Annotated in this window: 19 protein-coding genes; 15 read left to right on the top strand and 4 right to left on the bottom strand. The window is 35.0% G+C overall.

Translation table 11 applies throughout. The features are described 5' to 3' along the window. Positions 1–605: 605 nt before the first annotated feature. The 15 genes from corA to J7I90_RS16495 all read left to right on the top strand — a co-directional run bounded on the left by corA (position 606) and on the right by J7I90_RS16495 (position 18,305). Positions 606–1,547, top strand: a complete 942-nt coding sequence (gene corA, locus J7I90_RS16565) for a magnesium/cobalt transporter CorA (protein WP_214772931.1) — start codon at positions 606–608, stop codon at positions 1,545–1,547. 257 nt (positions 1,548–1,804) lie between these two features. Then, positions 1,805–1,948 (top strand): sporulation protein Cse60, encoded by a 144-nt coding sequence (locus J7I90_RS16560; protein ID WP_214772925.1) that lies wholly within the window; start codon positions 1,805–1,807, stop codon positions 1,946–1,948. Between the two features lie 234 nt (positions 1,949–2,182). Next, positions 2,183–2,386, top strand: a complete 204-nt coding sequence (locus J7I90_RS16555) for a cold-shock protein (RefSeq protein ID WP_096340629.1) — start codon at positions 2,183–2,185, stop codon at positions 2,384–2,386. Positions 2,387–2,932: 546 nt separating this feature from the next. Further along, positions 2,933–3,394 carry a CarD family transcriptional regulator gene (locus J7I90_RS16550; protein ID WP_214772930.1) on the top strand — a complete coding sequence of 154 codons (462 nt, stop codon included), beginning with the start codon at positions 2,933–2,935 and terminating at the stop codon, positions 3,392–3,394. A 438-nt stretch (positions 3,395–3,832) separates the two neighbouring features. Further along, positions 3,833–4,021 (top strand): cold shock domain-containing protein, encoded by a 189-nt coding sequence (locus J7I90_RS16545; protein WP_214772924.1) that lies wholly within the window; start codon positions 3,833–3,835, stop codon positions 4,019–4,021. A gap of 2,142 nt (positions 4,022–6,163) precedes the next feature. Further along, entirely contained in the window at positions 6,164–6,874 is a 711-nt protein-coding gene (locus J7I90_RS16540; RefSeq protein ID WP_098866208.1) for a FadR/GntR family transcriptional regulator, read from the top strand. 492 nt (positions 6,875–7,366) lie between these two features. After that, positions 7,367–8,392, top strand: coding sequence for a zinc-dependent alcohol dehydrogenase (locus tag J7I90_RS16535; RefSeq protein WP_214772923.1), 1,026 nt, complete (start codon positions 7,367–7,369; stop codon positions 8,390–8,392). A 175-nt stretch (positions 8,393–8,567) separates the two neighbouring features. Then, positions 8,568–9,908, top strand: a complete 1,341-nt coding sequence (locus tag J7I90_RS16530) for an MFS transporter (protein ID WP_214772922.1) — start codon at positions 8,568–8,570, stop codon at positions 9,906–9,908. Between the two features lie 1,107 nt (positions 9,909–11,015). Then, complete coding sequence (locus J7I90_RS16525; RefSeq protein ID WP_214772921.1) at positions 11,016–12,365, top strand: gluconate:H+ symporter; 1,350 nt, start codon at positions 11,016–11,018, stop codon at positions 12,363–12,365. A 435-nt stretch (positions 12,366–12,800) separates the two neighbouring features. Continuing rightward, a complete protein-coding gene (locus tag J7I90_RS16520) occupies positions 12,801–13,631 on the top strand; it encodes a transketolase (protein WP_082854670.1) in 831 nt (276 codons plus the stop codon). After that, entirely contained in the window at positions 13,631–14,581 is a 951-nt protein-coding gene (locus J7I90_RS16515; RefSeq protein ID WP_095394096.1) for a transketolase family protein, read from the top strand. The genes J7I90_RS16520 and J7I90_RS16515 overlap by 1 nt, the downstream gene beginning before the upstream one ends. 130 nt (positions 14,582–14,711) lie before the next feature. Then, positions 14,712–15,473: an SDR family NAD(P)-dependent oxidoreductase gene (locus tag J7I90_RS16510; protein ID WP_214748189.1), complete on the top strand. Its 762-nt coding sequence runs from the start codon at positions 14,712–14,714 to the stop codon at positions 15,471–15,473. A gap of 250 nt (positions 15,474–15,723) precedes the next feature. Next, entirely contained in the window at positions 15,724–16,683 is a 960-nt protein-coding gene (gene pfkA, locus J7I90_RS16505) for a 6-phosphofructokinase (RefSeq protein ID WP_214772920.1), read from the top strand. Between the two features lie 146 nt (positions 16,684–16,829). Further along, entirely contained in the window at positions 16,830–17,267 is a 438-nt protein-coding gene (gene rpiB / locus J7I90_RS16500) for a ribose 5-phosphate isomerase B (protein ID WP_214772919.1), read from the top strand. 174 nt (positions 17,268–17,441) lie between these two features. After that, on the top strand, positions 17,442–18,305 hold the full coding sequence (locus tag J7I90_RS16495; RefSeq protein WP_096340520.1) for a class II fructose-bisphosphate aldolase: 864 nt from the start codon (positions 17,442–17,444) through the stop codon (positions 18,303–18,305). A 64-nt stretch (positions 18,306–18,369) separates the two neighbouring features. On the opposite strand, the gene xerS is transcribed toward J7I90_RS16495, so the two are convergent. From xerS to mntA, 4 genes are all read right to left on the bottom strand, one after another. Beyond that, positions 18,370–19,497 carry a tyrosine recombinase XerS gene (gene xerS, locus J7I90_RS16490; RefSeq protein ID WP_214772918.1) on the bottom strand — a complete coding sequence of 376 codons (1,128 nt, stop codon included), beginning with the start codon at positions 19,495–19,497 and terminating at the stop codon, positions 18,370–18,372. A 133-nt stretch (positions 19,498–19,630) separates the two neighbouring features. After that, entirely contained in the window at positions 19,631–19,792 is a 162-nt protein-coding gene (locus J7I90_RS16485; protein ID WP_214772917.1) for a hypothetical protein, read from the bottom strand. A gap of 14 nt (positions 19,793–19,806) precedes the next feature. Next, positions 19,807–20,211, bottom strand: coding sequence for a type VII toxin-antitoxin system HepT family RNase toxin (gene hepT / locus J7I90_RS16480; RefSeq protein WP_214772916.1), 405 nt, complete (start codon positions 20,209–20,211; stop codon positions 19,807–19,809). Further along, on the bottom strand, positions 20,201–20,608 hold the full coding sequence (gene mntA, locus J7I90_RS16475; protein WP_214772915.1) for a type VII toxin-antitoxin system MntA family adenylyltransferase antitoxin: 408 nt from the start codon (positions 20,606–20,608) through the stop codon (positions 20,201–20,203). The genes hepT and mntA overlap by 11 nt, the downstream gene beginning before the upstream one ends. Between the last annotated feature and the right edge of the window lie 115 nt (positions 20,609–20,723).

The raw sequence follows: 20,723 nt of genomic DNA, 5'->3' as shown, positions 1-20,723 counted from the left end.
GCTTTTTCTTATGGCACTAACGGGGCAGGTTAGTTGAAGAAGTTTTCTCGATATTTACTGTTTCCCAAAGTTGTTTCTTACAGCTACAATAATGGTGAAACACAATGAGAAATTGAGAAGGAGCTTATGCAGTTTGAATCTTATTAAATATTTTGGAATCCAATTTATTCTATTTACTGTAATAATCCTAACAGGGTTTTACCCAGATAGTTACATAAGCAAGCCATTTACTTACACTGATTTAATAGCAATAATTATTCATTTAGCTATACTAATCGTCGTGTTAAATGGATACTTTAAGCTAAAAGAACGTCTAATGCCTATTCATTTATTTAATAGAGTTTTACTTTCTTTGTTAGCTTTTGTTATTACCATTATTTTTATAGAGATTTTAACAGGAGAATGAGATTTTATCCCTAATGAAGGGTGCGTTAGCTGAAAATCAGAGCTGTCTTTAAGGCAGCTTTTTCTTTATGGAACTATAGGGGCAGTATAGTTCCATAAGGAGTTATAATATATTAGACCAATTCTTTAGCTTATTAATAATTTGTATCTGAAACAAAGAGGTAGTGTTTAATTTACAAATAAAAGAGGATGCGATACATATGATTCATACTTTTGCCGTAACAAACGATTTAGAACTAATAACTGATATACCATTAAAACGTTTAGATGATTCAGATATTAAATGGTTTTGGGTAGATTTCGATACACCTAATGATGAAGAAGCACTGCTTTTAAAAACTCATTTTGATTTCCATCCACTTGCAATTGAAGACTGCTTACATTTTCTACAGCGTCCAAAACTTGATTATTATGATGGGTATAATTTTTTTGTGCTACACACTTTAAACCAATTCTCCCTTGCACCTGAAGAATTAGATATATTTGTCGGACACAATTTTATAGTTACTTTCCATTCATCACCTTCAAGTGAAATAGGAATGGTTCGAAAAAGAGTAATGGAGGATAAAAAAACTATTAATAAAGGGGTTCTCCACATTTTTTATTCAATAATGGATAAAATTGTAGATGAGTATTTTCCAAGTATTTATAAAAGTGAAGATGAATTGAATGAAATAGAAATGAATAGAACAAATCAAGATTTAATTGAAAATGTTTATGAAATAAGAAACCAGTTACTTAAGTTAAGGCGCACAATTTTTCCGATGAGAGAATTGCTGTATAGAATTTTAAATTCGGAGAGAGTGATAGTCCCAAAAGATGATCGAGTCTATTTTATGGATATATACGACCATTTATTGAGACTTTCTGAAATGATCGAATCTAATCGAGAAATGACGGCAGATATACGAGACAACTATATTTCACTAAATTCAAACCGAATGAACAGAATTATGAAGACACTAACTGTTATGACATCAGTTTTCATACCCTTAACGTTTATTGCCAGTATATATGGGATGAATTTTGAATATATGCCAGAACTTACTTGGCAATGGGGATATTTTGGAGTGTTGGGAGTTATGGTATCAGTTGGCTCTGTAATGTTGTTATGGTTTTGGCGTAAGGGCTGGTTTAAATGATTAAAAATAAAAAGCTGATGCAAAAAACGGGCACGATTGTTTAAAAAGGTTCACTTTTCCTTATAGAACTAACGGGTGCGTTAGCTGAAGATCGGAGCTGTCTTTATGACAGCTTTTTCTTTATGCAGCTATCGGGGCAGAATAGTTGAAAAACAAAAGTACATAAATATTACAAACAAATAAGACGGGTGAAAGGAATTTAAATAAAAGGAGTTCTTATAGGAGAATATGCCTTTTGTGTATAAATATAAGATGAAGTGAGGGATAAATTTATGTATGAGGCAAAAGGTTTTCAAAGTACAGACTTCGCAGAACTTATTCGGGTAGTTAATGATTTTCTTGGCTCATTAGAGGAAGGAAAGCTGATAGATGTTAAATACAAGCTGTTCCTCTTGCTGTAAGCATGCACACAGAATATGGAGTGAATCCTGATACAAAATATACGGCAATGATTATCATAAAGAAATAGTGAGCTTGTGTTTTTTCTGCATCTTGACATTTCTTACAAAAAATGTTATGATTAAAAAGAATTATTTTTGTTCGGTGTAAAGGATTTGTAACTTTTCATCTTGAAGATCACTGAGAGCAAGGGTAGTATTACATTGTGTGTGTTTACACACTAGGAGGCAATACAAATGGAAAAAGGTAATGTAAAATGGTTTAATGGCGAAAAAGGCTTCGGATTCATCGAACGTGAAGGTGGAGACGATGTATTCGTTCATTTCTCAGCGATTCAAGGCGAAGGTTACAAAACTTTAGATGAAGGTCAAGCAGTGACTTTTGATGTGGAGCAAGGTCAACGTGGACCTCAAGCTTCAAACGTACGTAAAGCTGCTTAATTTTACAAAACAGGGAAGGCAGGCTCTTTTATGGGAGTCTGCTTTTCTTTTTTCTGTGAAACAAAGAACCCCCACTCGTAAAGGAGTAGGGGACATGAAAACAGTAAATCAAATGGTAAACCAAGTGTAGCATATAATTATCCTAATTTAATGAGAGTGGCTTATAAAATGACTCTTATTTTTATGAGATACTTGAAGGATATTTTCTGCTTCGATTCTAATGGACTATCAAGGCGTATTGAGTATTTATGTTAAAATAAAGATTGTGATGAATTGCACTTAAAGTAACGGGTAGCGATTGCTGAACAAGGCAGGTTTTATATAGAATAATAATATTAAGGTTAGTAGAGGTTTCAGAATATACGCGGGAAAATTAACCTTCCCTTTATTGGTAATCCAACACGATTCCTATTGTTTTTGCTTTTTCTGATTTATAAGGAAAAAGTAGTTGACACTGAAAATAAATTTATGGTATTATTAAAAATTTGATAAAAAATAATATATATGTTAAGCTTAAGAAGGTTACCATATATGGAGGTGGATTATTTGTTTCAAATTGGCGATAACATTGTTTATCCAATGCACGGAGTAGGTATAATTAAAGCCATAGAAGAAAAGGAAATCTCAGGGGAAAAACAACAGTATTATGTCATAAAAATGTTAATTGGTAATATGCAAGTCATGATTCCTACGGGTAAAATATTGAGTTCAAGTATACGCCCTGTTACTGACATAATTGCATTAATACACATCATAAACATTTTTCATCATGGAGAATCAGATAGATTACTGCCGTGGAAACAAAGGTATAAAGTGAACACGGACAAAATAAAAACGGGTAAATTACAAGAATGTACTGAAGTTGTACGTGATTTAATGCGTATGAAGAAAGAAAAAGCACTTAATACAAGCGAAAAAAAAATGTTAGATAACGCACATGAATTTTTGATTAGTGAACTGGGATTAATTAAAGGGATTACTGAAAATCAAATAAAAAGTTTCTGTTAAGGTTAATTTAAGATAATGTATTACATCTCCCGAAAATATCCTGAATTTTTTGGGAATATATTTATAAAAGTAAATCTTTTCAAAGACATTCAACTTCTCCAACTCACCTTTAGAACATTAACCTCATTTGTTATTTCTACAATCTAATCCACTTTTATTATTTAAATTTCTTTTACGAACGTTTGAAGTTTCATCAAATAACTCGATAAAATAGTCACTTGATTTTTGCAATCCTGATTCACACTGGCACGGACAAGGAGCCGTAAGGATGAAAGAGAGGTAGGGCTTTCATTGTTTTAGGTATACAATATATTATTTAAGTCATTATTTCTAGAAGAAAAAACAATCAATCTCACCTCTATCTTTAAGAATTTTCTACATCTACTGAGACAGTGAATAGTAATTGTTTATCTTCTTTACGTAAAAGAGAAAAACGAATTGGTAACACCATATGGTCAACTACAAAAATTGTTTCCAGACCAGGAAACCATTTTTTATTTTATTTACATAACAATAGTAAAGATTACTGGTGATGGTTTTAATTCCTTTGATGAAGGGCAACGTGTACAATTTGATATTCTAAAAGGACAACGTGGCTCTCAAGCAGAAAACGTTTCTAAAATTTAATTGATCTCCTACCCCTTTGTAAATATGAACTCTGATCATAGGGGGGACCAAGCATAATCACCGCTTTGTACTTGAGTATACTTTTGTCATTTCCTTTTACTTTAATGGTTTCCCCGAATAATGGTACGAGGGGCCAGGTCCCTTGTACCATGAGACTACTTGTCCAATTCTCTATCCCTAGCAACTTTTCTCGAACGAGTAAGTTGCCATCTAGAAGAACAAAGAAACCACCCACTCTCCACAAGAAGATACTATAAAAAGGTCCCGCATTAATAGATCCAATAGTAGCTTTTTCTTGTTCCTGTTAAAGGAGATATTATTGATGACCAGATTTTGATTCAAGATTTCATAATGGATATGCAGTAGATATCACTACTAATAAAGCAGATATACCATCGACAGAAGAAATAAAGTAAAGGAAACAGAATATGCTTATCAAATAAATAGTCATTCTTTAATAGGGTGGCTATTTATTTTAGGGTTTTATTACATCTGATATTTTTTAAATGACAATAAATGTGGATTATTTCCAGAAACAATGCTATTAATTGTAAAATTCACACTCTAAGGCGGGACGCTTATGGATAAAAAAACGCAACTAGCTTTGATTTTTCTCTTAATACCTCTGGCAATATCAATTTATTTTTGATTTTCGGAAGCCTTATTACGAGGGGGATATGACTTAGCTATAGATGGTTTTGTAGTAGCCAGAGCATTAATGATTATTTACACATTACATTTATTAGGGAAATTAGGAGAATTTATTATTAAGAACATAAAAGATTAGCTATAGGGCTTTAAGATTTATGGACTAATAATCATTTAAAATATGATAAACTGAAAAATAATTTAAATTTTTAATTCTGTCTCAAAATTTAAGAATACTCGTTACAATGAGATTCAATAAAAAAAGCCTCTAAGGGAATGAACTTAGAGGTTTTTCTGAATGCGAATGGTCCTGGACAATCGTATTCAGAGGTCAAAATAAGGAGTACCCTATATTATGCAATGGAAAAGTTTGAATGTTCTGTGAAATGATACGTGTAAGATGTGTACTTTTTTTGAACACTTTAATTCCTCTCACTAGTACAAGATTACTTGTCATTTTGAGATGATTTTTTTGTGTACTATTAACTTCCTATAATTTATCTTATGTAAACTAAAAAACCTACAAAAAGGGCAATTTATGACTACCTTCCCTGCACGTTATTTTAATCTTGAGCTTTCGCATTTAATAAATATTTTATAAAATCTTCTCTTTTTTCACTTTATCTTTTTCACGATAATTGGTTCTTCTCTTCCAGCTGTTTCGCGGCCTTTCATCCTATTAGTTTGATAATATTGGTAGATGATCTCGTCTTTTTTATGAGTTTATTGGAGGTAAAAAATACACCATTGAGGTTAACATTTCTGGCAAGAATGTCAACGAACCTGTATATGAATGGGATAATATTCGAACGCTACTTTAAACTACGATATTTAGATACTAAATTAAAAGGTAATATTCAATTCGGGGAGCGTTATGGATAAGGGAGAAAAAAGGAACGTATTAACCGAATCATTATTGGAAAAGACCTTTCGTGTCCAAGACAAATTAGATTGAGAGAATGAGCGTCCCTGAATCCGGATTAAATCCTTGTTACTAACTGAAAAAAATAGTCCTAGTATGTAAAAGAGTAAAGTAAGGCAATTATAATGGTAAAACAAGATGAATATAGATTGCTTTCCATTGGAGGGCATAATTAAATAACTTAATTTAGTGAGTAATAATAATATGTGTATGTTCTGGCTGTTATCATTTGAAAATGTATTTATATATATTTTATATTTTTCTTAAAGGCTTTATTTTGCTTTTGATGTAAAGTGATTCAATATGGATAATAACGGAAGCAGGGGAACTGTTAGTATATTGCCCAGAATATAAGAAGATATTATAATAAAGTAAGTATGCGTCTTTAAATATAATAGTTGTCTACTTTGTTTGTTGTACAATAAGGTAACGTTTAGACTAATATCCATTTATTTTAACAATATTAGATGTAGGGTGAGTAAATGTAGGATAAAATGAGATGGAAACTGTTTTATATGACAATAAAATTGGATTGTAATTCAAACGTAAGATAAAAAAAATTTAAGAATGGGGTGTTTTCAATTAATTTCAATCCAGTCTCCAGTAAAAAGTTATATGTTCAAATTTATAATCAAATTCTTTCTAGTATACTTTCAGGAGAATTTAAAATAGGTGATAAACTACCCGCGGAGAGAGAATTATGTGAACAATTTGGTGTGAGCCGTGCACCAGTCAGACAAGCTCTTAGTGCTTTGGAACTGAATGGATTTATCTATTCTCGACAAGGCGAAGGTGTTTATATTCAAAGTAATCAACCTCAATCAGAGGATTCTAAATCTGATCACGTTTTAGACTCTATATCACCAGAGGATATTATTGATGCTAGAATGAATATCGAACCACTTATTATAAAATTCGCTGCTGAAAGAGCTACAGATGAAGATATTCAGGAGCTTCATACAATTATTAATAAGATGGAAGAAGAAACAAACGCGGGTGTATATGTACCCGAAACAGATGAGGCATTACACTTTGGGATTGCAAAAGCAACACATAATGAACTATTTATTAAAATCATTTCAGACATTATTAGTTCGATGAAACAGCAAGAAATGTGGCAATTTATTCGTGATCGTACCGTTACTCGACCAGATTATCGAGATGTTAACTTTCGTGAACATCAATTACTGATTAAAGCAATTGAAGAACACAACCAAGAGGAAGCAGTGAAACTCATGACATCTCATATGCAAAATTTATATAACCGATATTGGATTGACTAATTAGATGAAATGTCTTTATGCTAAACCATTATATTTAACCTTAGAAAATTGAATTTCCTTTAAAAAAGAAAAGGCGAAGCCATGCAGTTGTCATTTACCTGCATAGACTTTGCCTTTTTTGTATTTTAGTTCAATTTTATGAATAGCCGATTTTCGTTAATATCAACAGGATTGCCCTATCAAATTGGTAAATGGAGGTACTCAATTATATTTTGATTAAAAGCACTTGACGATAACCATAGATTGTAAGTAAACTGTTAATATAAGGTTACTTGTTAGACAAGCAGTAAAGACGCTAAGTAACAAAAAGCACCTTTTAATCAACATATTTAATGATTAGATTGTGTAAACTATAAACATTTAGTATATCCAAGCTTATACCATCTTTTTTAAAAGAAGTGTAAGCGCTTTAGGGTTGGATTTTAGTGTTTATGAAAAGTGTTTTACATGTCTATTAAGATACTAAATGATGTTAAAGATAGGAGGGTCTATTTGAGAGCTGCAGTAATTGATAAACCATATTCTGTTGTAGTAAATCAGGTTGACACGCCCAATATCAAACAAAGCCATGAAGTGAAAATTCAAGTGAAGGTGACTGGAATATGTGGTTCAGAAGTACACGCTTATCATGGAACACACCCTTTTCGGGTTCCCCCAGTTATCTCAGGGCATGAACTAGCAGGAATAGTAGTGGATGTAGGAAATGAAGTATCGAGTGTTACTATAGGTGATCGAGTTACGGTAGAACCCCATTACGGATGTGGTACTTGTAAGCGCTGTCGGTCTGGGGAATATAATATTTGTGAAAACAAAAAAGTATTAGGTACACAAGAATGGACAGGATCGTTCGGTGAATTTATAGTTGTTCCAGAAAGCACGGTCGTACCATTACCGAATAATGTGTCCTTTGAACAAGGTGCTTTGATTGAGCCGCTAGCGGTTGGTATACACGCTGTCAGAAAAGCAAAAGTCGGTCTTGGTGATAAATTGGCCATTTTGGGCGCGGGTCCAATTGGGTTAGGAATTTTATTAGCAGCAAGAAACTCAGGTGCAACAAAAATATTCATTACAGATGCATTGGAATACAACTTGGAAATTGCGAAGAGACTTGGAGCTACCCACCCAATTCAGACATCAAAAGTAGATGCCATTGAAACGATACTAAAAAAAACAAACGGAGACGGAGTCGATCATGTATTTATAGCCGTTGGAATCCAAGCAGTATTGAATGATTCTTTTAGGATAGTAAAAAGGGGAGGCAAGGTCTCCGAAGTAGCTCTATTTGGAAAGAAACCCGAAATTGAAATTTCCTATCTTCAAAATAAAGAAATCCAGATTATCGGCTCCAATATGTATACGAGAGATGATTTTGAAATCGCGGCGGATGCCATTGCAACTGGCCTGTTTGATACCTCATTGTTTATTTCAAAGATATTACCCATCGAAGAGGCCAAGACTGGTATGAAGATTGTTGATGAGAAGCTCGAAGATGTGATAAAGGTATTATTAAAATTTTAATGATTTAATCCTTCATAGTTTCTATGAAAATAACAAAAAGTTAAAATTGTTCTACAACAGTAAGAAGAATTTTCCAATATAAGAGGTAGATGAAATTGTAAACGTTTACTTCGCTATATTGCTATAACTATGAACAATGTACCATAAATAGTCCGGAACTAAGGAGTTGTTTAGGATGAATGCACATCAATTAGAACAATCTACTACCAAAAAAGTAACAATGAGGTTAATTCCGTTTTTATTCCTGTGCTTTACCATTTCAATTCTAGACCGGGTTAATATAGGGTTTGCAGCACTACAAATGAATCAAGATTTAGGGTTCTCAGATGCTGTTTTCGGTTTAGGAGCAGGAATTTTCTTCCTTGGGTATTTCCTTTTAGAAGTACCTGGAAGCGCTATGATGAGCAAAGTTGGAGCTAGAAAATGGATAAGCCGTATTATGGTCACTTGGGGGATTATAGCGGTCCTTATGGCTTTCATAACAGAACCTTGGCAATTCTATACTGCTCGTTTCTTACTAGGGATTGCTGAAGCTAGTTTCTATCCTTGTATGGTTCACTATTTAAGCGGTTTCTATCAATCTAAGCACCATGCTAAAGCCATTGCTGGATTTATGATTGCAATCCCAGCAGCAAATGCAATTGGTTCACCACTTTCAACCTTTTTTCTAGGTATTGATTGGTTAGGGTTCTCTGGATGGCAATGGTTATTTGTATTAGAAGCAATTCCTGCCATTATTCTAGGTGTTATTTGCTACTTCTATCTTGATGATACAATCGAAAAAGCAAACTGGTTAACAAAAGATGAAAAGAAATGGTTAATTGATGTTACAACTAAAGAACAGTTAGAAAAGCAGGCAGTTAAACACTATACTTTCACGCAAGCGTTAAAAGATCGAGATGTTTTAATTTTATCTGTTGGATATTTTTTCTGGATGATTGGGTATTATGGAATTGTAATGTTCTTACCAACCATCACGAATGGACTGTCCGAGCAAACAGGCTTAAGCATGCAATCATTGGGCTGGGTAATTGGTGCTATGTACTTTTTCGCGATGATTGTGATGTACTTTGTAGGAATCCACTCTGATAAAAAGAACGAAAGACGTTGGCATGTGGCAGCATGTTTATCTATAAGTGCGGTTGCCATGGTAGCAGCTACATTTGTTCTAGAAACAAATGTATGGTTAGCATTTGGATTATTAACGATTAGTTTAAGTGGAGCGTTCGGTGCTTACTCCCCATTCTGGGCTATCCCACCTTCTTTCTTAACTGGAGCAGCCGCAGGTGGTGCGATTGCCTTGATTAACAGTATCGGTAACCTTGGTGGTTTCTTTGGTCCATATATTGTAGGTTGGATTAGAGATTTAACAGGTAACTTCCATATAAGTATGATTTTCCTAGGTATAAGCTTAATAGTAAGTGCCATCATCGTCGTTACTTTAGTTAAAGTATCAGGAAAGTCTCTAGTTAAAGGAGAAAATGCGTCTGTTGAAAAAAATATCGCTAACATGTAATCCGATTAGAGTCATCAATACAATTAAGAAACTACGGCGGATTGCTATATAGTTGCTGGATTTTCTTAAATCGAATTTTGATTATAAAAAAGTGAAAAGTTTTTCGTATTGACAGGGAAAACAAATGAGAAGCCTAGAAAATAGTTCTAAAAAAAGTTCTGAAGTGACAAACACTTAATGTAAAAATAAATAATTTGGTAGGAAAAGGGTCATTCATAAGTTGAGCAGTCAACTATGAATGACCCTTTTTATATTCAATCCTACTTATTTATGAATCTGGTAATAATTTATAGAAGTATTCTTATGATCCAAAAACAAAATCATATATCAATACCCCAAAGAATGTAAGGGGATTATGGGTAGAGTTGCCGATTTAACAAGTTGTGGTGATGTATCAGGAATGAATGTAGCTATTCGTGCGGTAGTAAGAGGTAATGATTTTATATTTAAATAGTAGTGACATGACACCATAAAAGCGACAATGGACTTATTAGAAAGTCCATTTGTCATGTTTATGATATGAAAAATTAGTAATTTAAAGTATTTGATATGGGTTGACACTATATAAATATAAAATTATACTTACGATATCTACTTAGTAGACAAGTTTACAATGAAATAGTCCTAAAAATTAATATGTCTAGTATCTACAGGTGAAAAGGTTAATAGCTTACATCTTCTAATAAATAAAATGAAAGGGTTATCATCTCGTTGTATAGAGGCATTATGGAGGCTGCTAGGGAAATGATAAATTGTCTAAGTAAGTTTAAATGATTTATTAGAAAAGGGCACTTGAAAACAAAGCTAAAAATTAAGGTAAGTGAAGATCATCTTGCTCAACACAATGATTAAATGTTAATTGTGAATAACTATATCTGTGTACCATGTTCTCCGTTACTATATTAAAAATTGAAAGCGCTATATATGAAATTAATATCTAGATTAACAAACTAGAATATTTATATTAGAAGAGTATTTTACATAAATTAATAATAACGTGCATTTCTGGAAATAAAAGTTTAATCCTAACAATGAGTGGAATCAATTTAAGTTTAACTGGATGTAAATGAGGAAGAATGTTGAAATGATAGATTTGGAGGGTTATTCATGCCATTATTAATAACAGCTGTTGGTGTTTTACTACTACTTATCTTAATAATGAAATTTAAACTAAATACCTTTGTATCCTTAATTATTGTCTCATTTCTTTTGGCTTTGTTCTTGGGAATACCACCGGAATCAATTGCTGCGACAATTGAACACGGTTTAGGAGGGACACTAGGTCATATTGGTCTTATCTTTGGAATTGGTGCTATGCTAGGAAGATTAATTGCTAATGCCGGAGGATCCCATCGTATCGCTGTTACTTTAATCAATAAATTTGGTAAAAAGAAAATACAGTGGGCGGTTGTATCTGCTTCATTTATCGTAGGAATCACATTGTTTTATGAAGTTGCCTTTGTATTATTAATTCCGATTATATTTACCATTTCAAAAGAGTTAAATATATCGATTGTCAAGTTAGGTCTCCCAATGGCTGCAACTTTATTAGTCACTCACTCTTTCTTACCACCACATCCAGGTGCGACTGCTGTTGCAGGAGTATATGGCGCAGATGTAGGTACTGTATTAGTTGTTGGTACTATCATTGCAATTCCAACAGTTATCATTGCTGGGATTTTGTATCCTAGGCTTATTGGAAAACTAATGCCAGAAATATTCAAGAAAAAGAGAGAGCTTTCTCAATTAGAGGAACAAAAACATATTGATTTAGAAGATACACCGGGATTTGGCATTAGTGTTTTTACCGCTACCTTTCCCGTCATATTAATGGCTATTGGAGCTATTGTTAATGCAATTCAAGGTGCAGCAGGTTTAGGAGATAATTTATTTTTTATGGTGATTCGATTTATAGGTAATGCATCCGTAGCGATTTTACTTTCGTTCTTGTTAGCTGTTTATACAATGGGAATCAGAAGAAATATTCCAATTAAGAAGATGATGGATTCATGTGGTTCATCCATAAATGCCTTAGGATTATTACTTTTAATCATTGGTGGTGGCGGAGCCATAAAACAAGTACTTATCGATGGTGGTGTGGGTGATTATATTGCAGAAATATTCTTAGGTTCATCTATTAATCCACTAATTCTTGCATGGTTAGTAGCAGCATTATTACGTGTCGCGTTAGGATCTGGAACAGTTGCTACTTTATCGACTGCTGGTCTAGTTATGCCAATGTTAGCTCAAACTCCCGACGTTAACTTAGTATTAGTTACTCTTGCAACTGGTGCCGGAAGCTGTATGGCATCTCATGTAAATGATGCAGCCTTCTGGATTGTTAAAGAATACATGGGAATGGATATGAAAGAGACATTTGCAACATACAGTGTAATTTCAACTATAACTGCTATTGCTGGATTAATCTTTGTATTAATACTAGATATATTTATATAAAAGTATGGTATCTAGACAAAGGGAATATAATTCATTTGTCTGGTACTACTATTAGTATATCAATCATTATAGAAAGCGTGATTTTAAATGGACCTGTATTGTAATAATCGTCATTAAGCAATGAAAGAAAATGATTGGATTAAACTTGATTATAATAACAAAATTTCACATTGTACTTGTAGTAGTTTACGTGCAGATAGAATCAAAGACATGGATTTATTAAAAAATATTAAAAATAGATATTTTCCTATTATGTTAGTAAAGCCGGCAAAATAATTGAATTGATAAAACTAATGAAAAGGTTTTCTTAAAATGTATTGACAAGGATAAACAATAGATTTATATTAAACCTATAAGGTACTTAGTAGACAAGTAGACAACAATATAATAATACAACTAGGAGAATTCTATAAAAAAACTTCCGAGGTGACAAAAATGAAATTAAGTGTTGAAGAATTAAAGCAAAAAGCCATCGAGCTTAGACAAACAGCACTAACAATGGTTTACGAAGCACAATCGGGACATCCAGGCGGATCCTTATCTGCTGCAGATATCGTTACCACTCTTTACTTTAGAGAAATGAACATCGACCCGCAAAATCCAAAATGGGAAGATCGCGATCGATTTGTTTTATCAAAAGGACATGTTTGTCCAATCCAATATTCTGCACTAGCTTTGCGGGGATTTGTACCATATGAAACGATTCATACCTTAAGACAATACGGTTCCCCTTTCCAAGGACATCCTGATATGAAGAAATGTCCTGGGATCGATATTTCAACAGGATCACTTGGTCAAGGACTATCTTGCGCAGTCGGAATGGCATTAGCTGGAAAGCGTGATGAGAAAGATTACCGTGTATTTGCCATGGTTGGTGATGGAGAAGCTCAAGAAGGTCAAATCTGGGAAGCCGCTCAATCAGCTGCCAAGTATCAACTAGATAACTTAGTTGTATTCGTTGATGACAATGGTCTTCAAATTGATGGTACAACCGAAGAAGTTATGCCAAACCACGATTTAGAAGTTAAATTTGCTGCATTCGGTTTTGAAACTAAGAGAATCGACGGACATTCAATGGAAGAAATCGTAGCTACGTTAGATGAGATTAGAGGTTCAAAGAACGGTAGGCCAAAAGCGATTATTGCAAACACAGTAAAAGGCCGCGGCGTTTCATTCATGGAAGATGTTGTTGATTGGCACGGAGTTGCGCCAAACAAAGAACAATATGAACAAGCAATCGCAGAAGTAGCAAGGGGGTTAAGATAATGACAGTTTTAGCAAAAGACATCCAAACAAAAAAAGCTACTAGAGAAGCATTCGGTGATGAAATTGTAGAATTAGGGAAAAATAATAAAGACATTTATGTTGTGGATATTGATATCGGTAAATCATGTAAAACAACTAAATTTGCTAAAGAACTACCAAACCAACACGTAAACGTTGGGATCGCTGAACAAAACGCTGCAGGTTTAGCTGCAGGTCTTGCGGCAACTGGTAAAATTCCATTCATCAGCACATACGCTGTATTCGGTTCATTACGAATGACTGAGCAAATTCGCCAAGAAGCTTGTTATCCAAACTTAAATGTTAAAATCGCTTGCTCTCACGGTGGTTTAACTCCAGCGAATGACGGTGGGAGTCACCAAGCAATCGAAGATATGGGTGTATATAGAACAATTCCGAACATGACGGTGGTTATGGGTGCAGATTATAACTCTACTAGAAAATTAGTCGCTCAAGCTGCAGAAATCCAAGGACCTGTATATCTTCGTTTCACAAGAGACGCCATGCCATTCATCTATGATGAAAGCGAAGAGTTCGTAATTGGAAAAGCAAAAGAAATCCAAAACGGAACTGACGTTGCAATCATCGCAAACGGTGACACTGTTCGTCTAGCATTAGAAGCTACCAGAGAACTAGAAAAAGAAGGCATCTCAGTTAAGCTATTAGACATGCACACTATAAAACCACTTGATAAAGAAGCTGTGTTAGAGTGCGTAGAAATCGGAAAAATCGTAACAGTAGAAGACCACAACATCCTTAATGGCCTTGGAAGTGCGGTAAGTGAAGTAGTAGCTGAAGCCGGTAAAGGAAAAGTAAAGCGTATCGGTGTTCAAGACCAATTCGGCCAATCAGCGCCTTATGAAAAGTTACTTGAACTAAATGGCATCACAGTAGAAAACATAGTTGCTAATGCAAAAGAACTTTTAAATTGAACCACGGAGACGGTTCTTGAGTTTCCAACAACATCAGAACCCTCTGTTTTACTAAATAAGAGTTTATAAGATTAAAATTGGAAACATGGGAACAGTCCCCATGTTTCCCTAACCTAGGAGGAATACATTAATGTTTGAATTAACTAATCGTGTAGCCATCGTAACAGGAAGTGGATCAGCAAAAGGAATTGGACGTGAAATCGCCTTAACCCTTGCTCGTCAAGGTGCAGCAGTGGTTATTGCTGATATTAATATGGAAGGCGTTCAAGAGACAGTGGACGTGATTAAAGAAGAAACGGGCAGTCAAGTATTAGGTGTTCAACTTGATGTGACAAGCAAAGAATCTGTAGATAAAATGGTTGAAGAGGTTCTTAAAGAATTTGGACGTCTTGATATCCTAGTAAATAACGCTGGTATTTCACAAAAAGTAACAGTAGAAGATATGACCCTAGATGATATCAAACGTATCTTCAATGTCAATATGTTTGGTTTATTCCTATGTTCTCAAGCAACTGCGAAAGTCATGAAAGAACAAAAGTACGGAAGAATCATCAACCTTTCTTCAGTATCTGGTAAGCGTGGCGGTGGAGTATTCGGTGGTGCTCACTACTCTGCATCAAAAGCTGCGGTTCTTGGTTTCTCTAAAAACATGGCTCGTGAAGTGGCACAAGATGGTATTACAGTAAACTCAGTAGCACCAGGATTAATCAACACTGAAATTTGGAAGTCGCTTCCGAAAGAACAAGCAGACGGCATTATTGCCAATATTCCAGCCGGAAGACCAGGGGAAACAAAAGATATTGCAGCTACCATCGCTTTCCTAGCATCTGAAGAAGCAGCTTATATCAATGGTGAAGATATCGATATCAACGGTGGACAACATATGGACTAATCACTCCGAATGATTAGTCGTACAGAAAACGATTGCCTCAAAAGAAGTTAATATAAATGCAAACATAAATAGGTTTAATCATGAAAATAGGCTGTTCTATAAGTCGAGGAGTCAACTTATAGAATAGCCTCTTTTACATTCAAGATTAAGGTTTATTACTATTAAAATTTATTATAAGTGGTAGAAATTATACATTCTTGTGAATCAAATAAAGACTTATCCGATTATATCGAATGAAAGAAGGCCGATTATGAGGAAAATTGCGGTTTTAACAAGCGGTGGTGATGCACCAGGCATGAATGCGGCTATTCGTGCGGTAGTAAGAAGAGGAATTTATAAAGGGATGGATGTATTTGGAATTCATAATGGTTATGAGGGTTTATTAGAGGGATATATCACTCCGATGACATTAGGAAGTGTAGGCGATATTATTCACCGCGGCGGCACGATTTTACGGACCTCACGAAGTGAACGATTCAAAACAGAAGAAGGACAAAAAACGGCTTTTAATCAATTAAATAAATATGGAATTGATGGTTTGGTTGTCGTTGGTGGTGATGGTTCTTTTATTGGAGCTAGAAAATTAGGTAAAAAAGGTGTTCCAGTAGTTGGAATACCTGGGACAATTGATAATGATATTGCTGGTACAGAGTACTCTATTGGTTTTAATACAGCCGTCAGTACTGCGATTGATGCAATTGATAAAATTCGTGATACTGCCTTTTCACATGAGCGAACCTCCGTTGTAGAAGTTATGGGACGTGGAGCTGGAGACATTGCCTTATGGGCTGGATTATGTTCAGGTGCAGAATCCATTATCATTCCTGAAGCTTCCTATCGAATAGAGGATATTTTTGAAAGAATTACATGTGGGCGTAATCGCGGGAAAATGCATAGTATTATTGTCGTTGCCGAAGGTGTTTGTAGAGCTGCGGATATCAGCGTTGCATTAAGGGACCGATTTAAGTTAGATACAAGGGTTATTGTTTTAGGCTATCTTCAACGCGGAGGAACCCCAACTGCATACGATCGAATGATAGGTAGTCAAATGGGTGCAAAAGCTGTCGATTTGCTAATCGATGGACATGGCGGGAATATGGTAGGTTTTAATAGTGGGAAAATTGTCTATAAATCTTTTGAGCAAGCTGAGAAACAAGTTCATGAAATTGATATGTCCTTGTATCAATTAGCACGAACTCTATCTATATAGTGGAAGAAGCAGAAATCTATGTAAATCATGATAAATTAGGAGGAAAAATATCCTACCCGGCCCGGAGCGATTAAAGCTACAGTGGGTGAAAAAAATACTCTTTTTGGTTCTCGGAATCAAGCGCAGTAACTTAGGAGGAAGAAAATATGAAAGTAGTCATTGCTTCTGATCACGGTGGTATAAATATTCGTAAAGAGATTATTTCTCTGTTAAAAGAAATGAATATTGAATATGAAGATATGGGCTGTGAGTGCAGTACATCTGTTGACTATCCGGATTATGCCCTGCCAGTAGCTGAAAAGGTTGCAAAAGGAGAAGTGGACCGTGGGATCTTAATTTGCGGAACAGGTATTGGAATGAGCATTGCAGCCAACAAAGTAAAGGGAATACGTTGTGCACTTGTGCATGATATGTTTAGTGCTAAGGCAACGAGAGAACATAACGATACCAACATATTAGCTATGGGAGAGCGTGTGATTGGTCCAGGTCTAGCTCGTGATATTGCAAAAATATGGTTAACAACACCTTTTGATGGTGGTAGACATAAAAACCGTATCAATAAAATAAGAACATATGAAGCATAAATTGAATACTGACATGTACTATGCATAGAATAGTTGGTTATAGAACACTGGCGAATACAATTATCGTATACAAAAAATTGGGATATAAGTTGTAAATAGTATGTATGATTGATTTACATAACGACCCTTACAAAAAATAAAAGGTTTGGGTCTATTATTAAGGGGGATATTAATATGGCTTTAACTTCAATGAAAGAGATGTTAAACAAGGCGTTAGTAGAAGGGTATGCGGTTGGCCAATTCAACATCAATAATTTGGAATGGACACAGGCTATTTTAGCTGCAGCTCAAGAAGAAAAATCTCCAGTTATCCTCGGTGTATCTGAGGGGGCAGCTCGTTATGTAGGTGGATTTAAAGTAGTAACTGCGATGGTAAAAGTTCTTATCGAGGAAATGAATATCACTGTTCCTGTCGCGATCCATTTAGACCACGGTTCTAGTTTTGAAAAATGTAAAGCTGCCATTGAAGCTGGGTTTACATCAGTGATGATTGACGCTTCTCACCATCCATTTAAAGAAAATGTGGAAATCACCAAAATGGTAGTGGAATATGCTCATGAGCGTGGGGTATCTGTTGAAGCTGAGTTAGGTACTGTTGGTGGACAGGAAGATGATGTGATTGCAGAGGGTGTTATCTACGCAGATCCACAAGAATGTGAAGAGTTAGTGAAGCTTACTAGTATTGATTGTTTGGCACCTGCGTTAGGTTCTATTCATGGACCTTACAAGGGGGAACCGAACTTAGGATTTGAAGAGATGAAACGAATTTGTAAAACAACCGGTTTACCTCTTGTTTTACACGGTGGTACAGGCATCCCAACAGATCAAATTCAAAAGTCAATCTCGTTAGGAACAGCTAAAATCAATGTAAATACAGAAAATCAAATTTCATTTACAAAAGTAGTGCGTGAAGTATTAAATGCAGACTCTGATGTGTATGATCCACGTAAATTTATTGGTCCAGGTCGTGAGGCGATTAAAGAAACAGTTATAGGCAAAATTCGTGAATTTGGTTCTTCAAACAAAGCGTACCAGTAACTTTATCGAGATTTACATTCAAAACTAAAAAAGAGAAGACTAGAAAAATCTTCTCTTTTTTCATTCAGTCCTTTTCAAGATAATTTGTTCTTCTCTCTCCCAGCAGTTTCGCAGCCTTTTTAGCCTTCTCTTGTTCAGGATTTGTATAGAGGGCAGCTGTTGTGGTTGAAGTATGACCAAGTTGAGTCATCAGCAAATGAATATCTCCTGATTGTTCCATTAAATTCGTTCCATAGGTATGCCTCAGTTTGTGTGGAGACATGGATTTATTGGACTTAAAGGCCTTCGTGTATTTCTTTACTAAAGCCTCGATGGCGCGGTTGGAAAGAGGGGTGGCTCCATCATTCACCCTAGTCAAGAATACATAGGCCGTATCTTCGTTTGATCCCCTATAACGTTCCGTTCGTACAGCTAGGTATTCTTTTATGTCCTGCATGGACGGAGGAGAGACAGCCACTACATCCTTTTTTCCGCCCTTACGTAAAACATGTATTTGTTTTTCCTCGAAATCCAAGTCTCGTAGCCTTAAGTTAGATAACTCATTCACTCTAATTCCACTTCCTAAGAAGAGAGATAAGATCGCAAAATCACGTTCCTTGTCCCTTTTAAAGTAAATGAGTTTCCTGGACTTTTCAGGTAGCTCCTTTTCATAGTCATGTTTCACGAATTCAAGAAACCGGGCATCCTCATCATTGTGGAAAATCTTTGTCGATATTCTGGAAGCACGTGCCCCCAACGTTTCTTTCACTTTATTCACTTCAATTTTCAACATAACATTTCGATAGAAGTAAGGTTCGCCTTCCTCATTTTCGGTCTGAGTCGTTAAATATTTGAAAAGGGAACGTAGTGCTGAAATTTTCCGATTGACGGATACTTTTTCCGCTTTTTTTGTTTCCTTCTTATTGATCGGGATATTTCTCCGTTCTAAAAATTTTATAAAGGATTGGGCTTCGATCAATTTCAACTTTTCCAGCACGGATAAGGGGATATCTTTAATATGCTCCTGATCAGCAATGCCTTCCGCAATCAGCCACTCCAAGAATAATTTATAATCAAGAACGTAATTCAAGAGGGTGGAAGGGGAACGGGTATCCAATTTATTGTCAACATATTCAACGATATAGAAAGGCATGGACTTAACCAGCTGTTCCAATTTCTGCTCATGGACTTGATGTTGTCTGGTATTGGCCATTGATTGACTCCTTTTTAAGTTTAATTTATGCGTAAAATTCAATTTTTACGAATAGTTGTTTACATAATAATGTTATGTTCAAGTTACTAACTACTAACGTAAAAGGTCCTACAGAAGGATAGGAGTGAAATAATTAACTTTTCACAGGAACTTTTACATACTCATATTTTTCTGGATTTTTAAGTTTATGGTTTTCGATAGCAGATTCAGCAGCATCTTTCGTTTCAAAGATTTTATCTACCTTGATTGTTTCTTTATTTGTATGGAGATCATAAACACGGATTTTGTAATTCATATAAAACTCCTTTATTAAAATTTGAGGATTTGTTTTGTATAGTCTGTGAAATCCTCAAGATGGTTCGCAACAATTTGCTGCAAAATGTCTAGATTAACCGTCTGGTAATCATGAACGGCTATGTTTCTGAAACCCACCATGGCCTTTAATCGTTTGACCGTATTTTCATCGATAATTAAAGCCCCGTGAAGCATGTCAAAAGCATCTCTGCTGGTTTGGGGCAATCCTAATTTCTGTTCAGCTACAATATGCATAGCCAAGTCGATCGACGCTTCGCAGGCCCTTTGTATATTGAGTATGATTGAGTCTTGTTTGGTATAGTCCTTCAGGTTTTCTGGATTGTTTTCGTATACGACCTTAACCCGGTTCATGCAACGTTCTATAACACTGATTTTGTTCAATATCACATCATTCTTCATAGATGGTCCCACTTTCTCCTATTTTTTTAATGATATTTTCGCGTTCCTCGTTCAATTTAGCGTACATGCTTAGTGCAGTCATTTGGAGGTTTTTAAGAAGAGTGTCATTCGCCGAATATATAATGGTACCGGTAGTATATATCTGGGCTTTAAATACCGTGGATGCTGTACGGATATTGACCAAATCCACCTCAATTTTCAGAATATCTGCCAATTCCTGAGCCAGCTGAAAAACTTCATATGTAGTAAGCGATTGATTCTCACAGTAGAAAGCAATATCGATATCACTGTCTTTATGTGTAGATTTTTTGGCATAAGAACCGAAGATAATAATGAAAACGGGATCTATTTTTTTTATGAGAGTATCTTGAATGGTTTGAAACATCTCTGTATACATAAGACACGCTCCCTTAATTATTATATGAAGATTATACCAAACATTCATTCTCATGTCCATTTATTCGTAAAACTGAAATTTTACGCATAAATGGATTGTTTACTCCCCCACTTTA

It is taken from the genome of Bacillus sp. ISL-57, from assembly GCF_018613135.1.
GTDB classification, from domain to species: domain Bacteria; phylum Bacillota; class Bacilli; order Bacillales; family DSM-1321; genus Peribacillus; species Peribacillus frigoritolerans.
This window is presented reverse-complemented; position numbering and strand designations above follow the sequence as displayed.

Excerpts from the sequence above, each read along its gene's own strand:
- mntA (WP_214772915.1), bottom strand. The coding sequence starts at position 20,608 with ATGTATACAGAGATGTTTCAAACCATTCAAGATACTCTCATAAAAAAA.
- J7I90_RS16510 (WP_214748189.1), top strand. The coding sequence starts at position 14,712 with ATGTTTGAATTAACTAATCGTGTAGCCATCGTAACAGGAAGTGGATCA.
- J7I90_RS16525 (WP_214772921.1), top strand. The coding sequence starts at position 11,016 with ATGCCATTATTAATAACAGCTGTTGGTGTTTTACTACTACTTATCTTA.
- corA (WP_214772931.1), top strand. The coding sequence starts at position 606 with ATGATTCATACTTTTGCCGTAACAAACGATTTAGAACTAATAACTGAT.
- hepT (WP_214772916.1), bottom strand. The coding sequence starts at position 20,211 with ATGAAGAATGATGTGATATTGAACAAAATCAGTGTTATAGAACGTTGC.
- J7I90_RS16495 (WP_096340520.1), top strand. The coding sequence starts at position 17,442 with ATGGCTTTAACTTCAATGAAAGAGATGTTAAACAAGGCGTTAGTAGAA.
- pfkA (WP_214772920.1), top strand. The coding sequence starts at position 15,724 with ATGAGGAAAATTGCGGTTTTAACAAGCGGTGGTGATGCACCAGGCATG.
- J7I90_RS16520 (WP_082854670.1), top strand. The coding sequence starts at position 12,801 with ATGAAATTAAGTGTTGAAGAATTAAAGCAAAAAGCCATCGAGCTTAGA.
- rpiB (WP_214772919.1), top strand. The coding sequence starts at position 16,830 with ATGAAAGTAGTCATTGCTTCTGATCACGGTGGTATAAATATTCGTAAA.
- xerS (WP_214772918.1), bottom strand. The coding sequence starts at position 19,497 with ATGGCCAATACCAGACAACATCAAGTCCATGAGCAGAAATTGGAACAG.
- J7I90_RS16485 (WP_214772917.1), bottom strand. The coding sequence starts at position 19,792 with ATGAATTACAAAATCCGTGTTTATGATCTCCATACAAATAAAGAAACA.
- J7I90_RS16515 (WP_095394096.1), top strand. The coding sequence starts at position 13,631 with ATGACAGTTTTAGCAAAAGACATCCAAACAAAAAAAGCTACTAGAGAA.
- J7I90_RS16530 (WP_214772922.1), top strand. The coding sequence starts at position 8,568 with ATGAATGCACATCAATTAGAACAATCTACTACCAAAAAAGTAACAATG.
- J7I90_RS16555 (WP_096340629.1), top strand. The coding sequence starts at position 2,183 with ATGGAAAAAGGTAATGTAAAATGGTTTAATGGCGAAAAAGGCTTCGGA.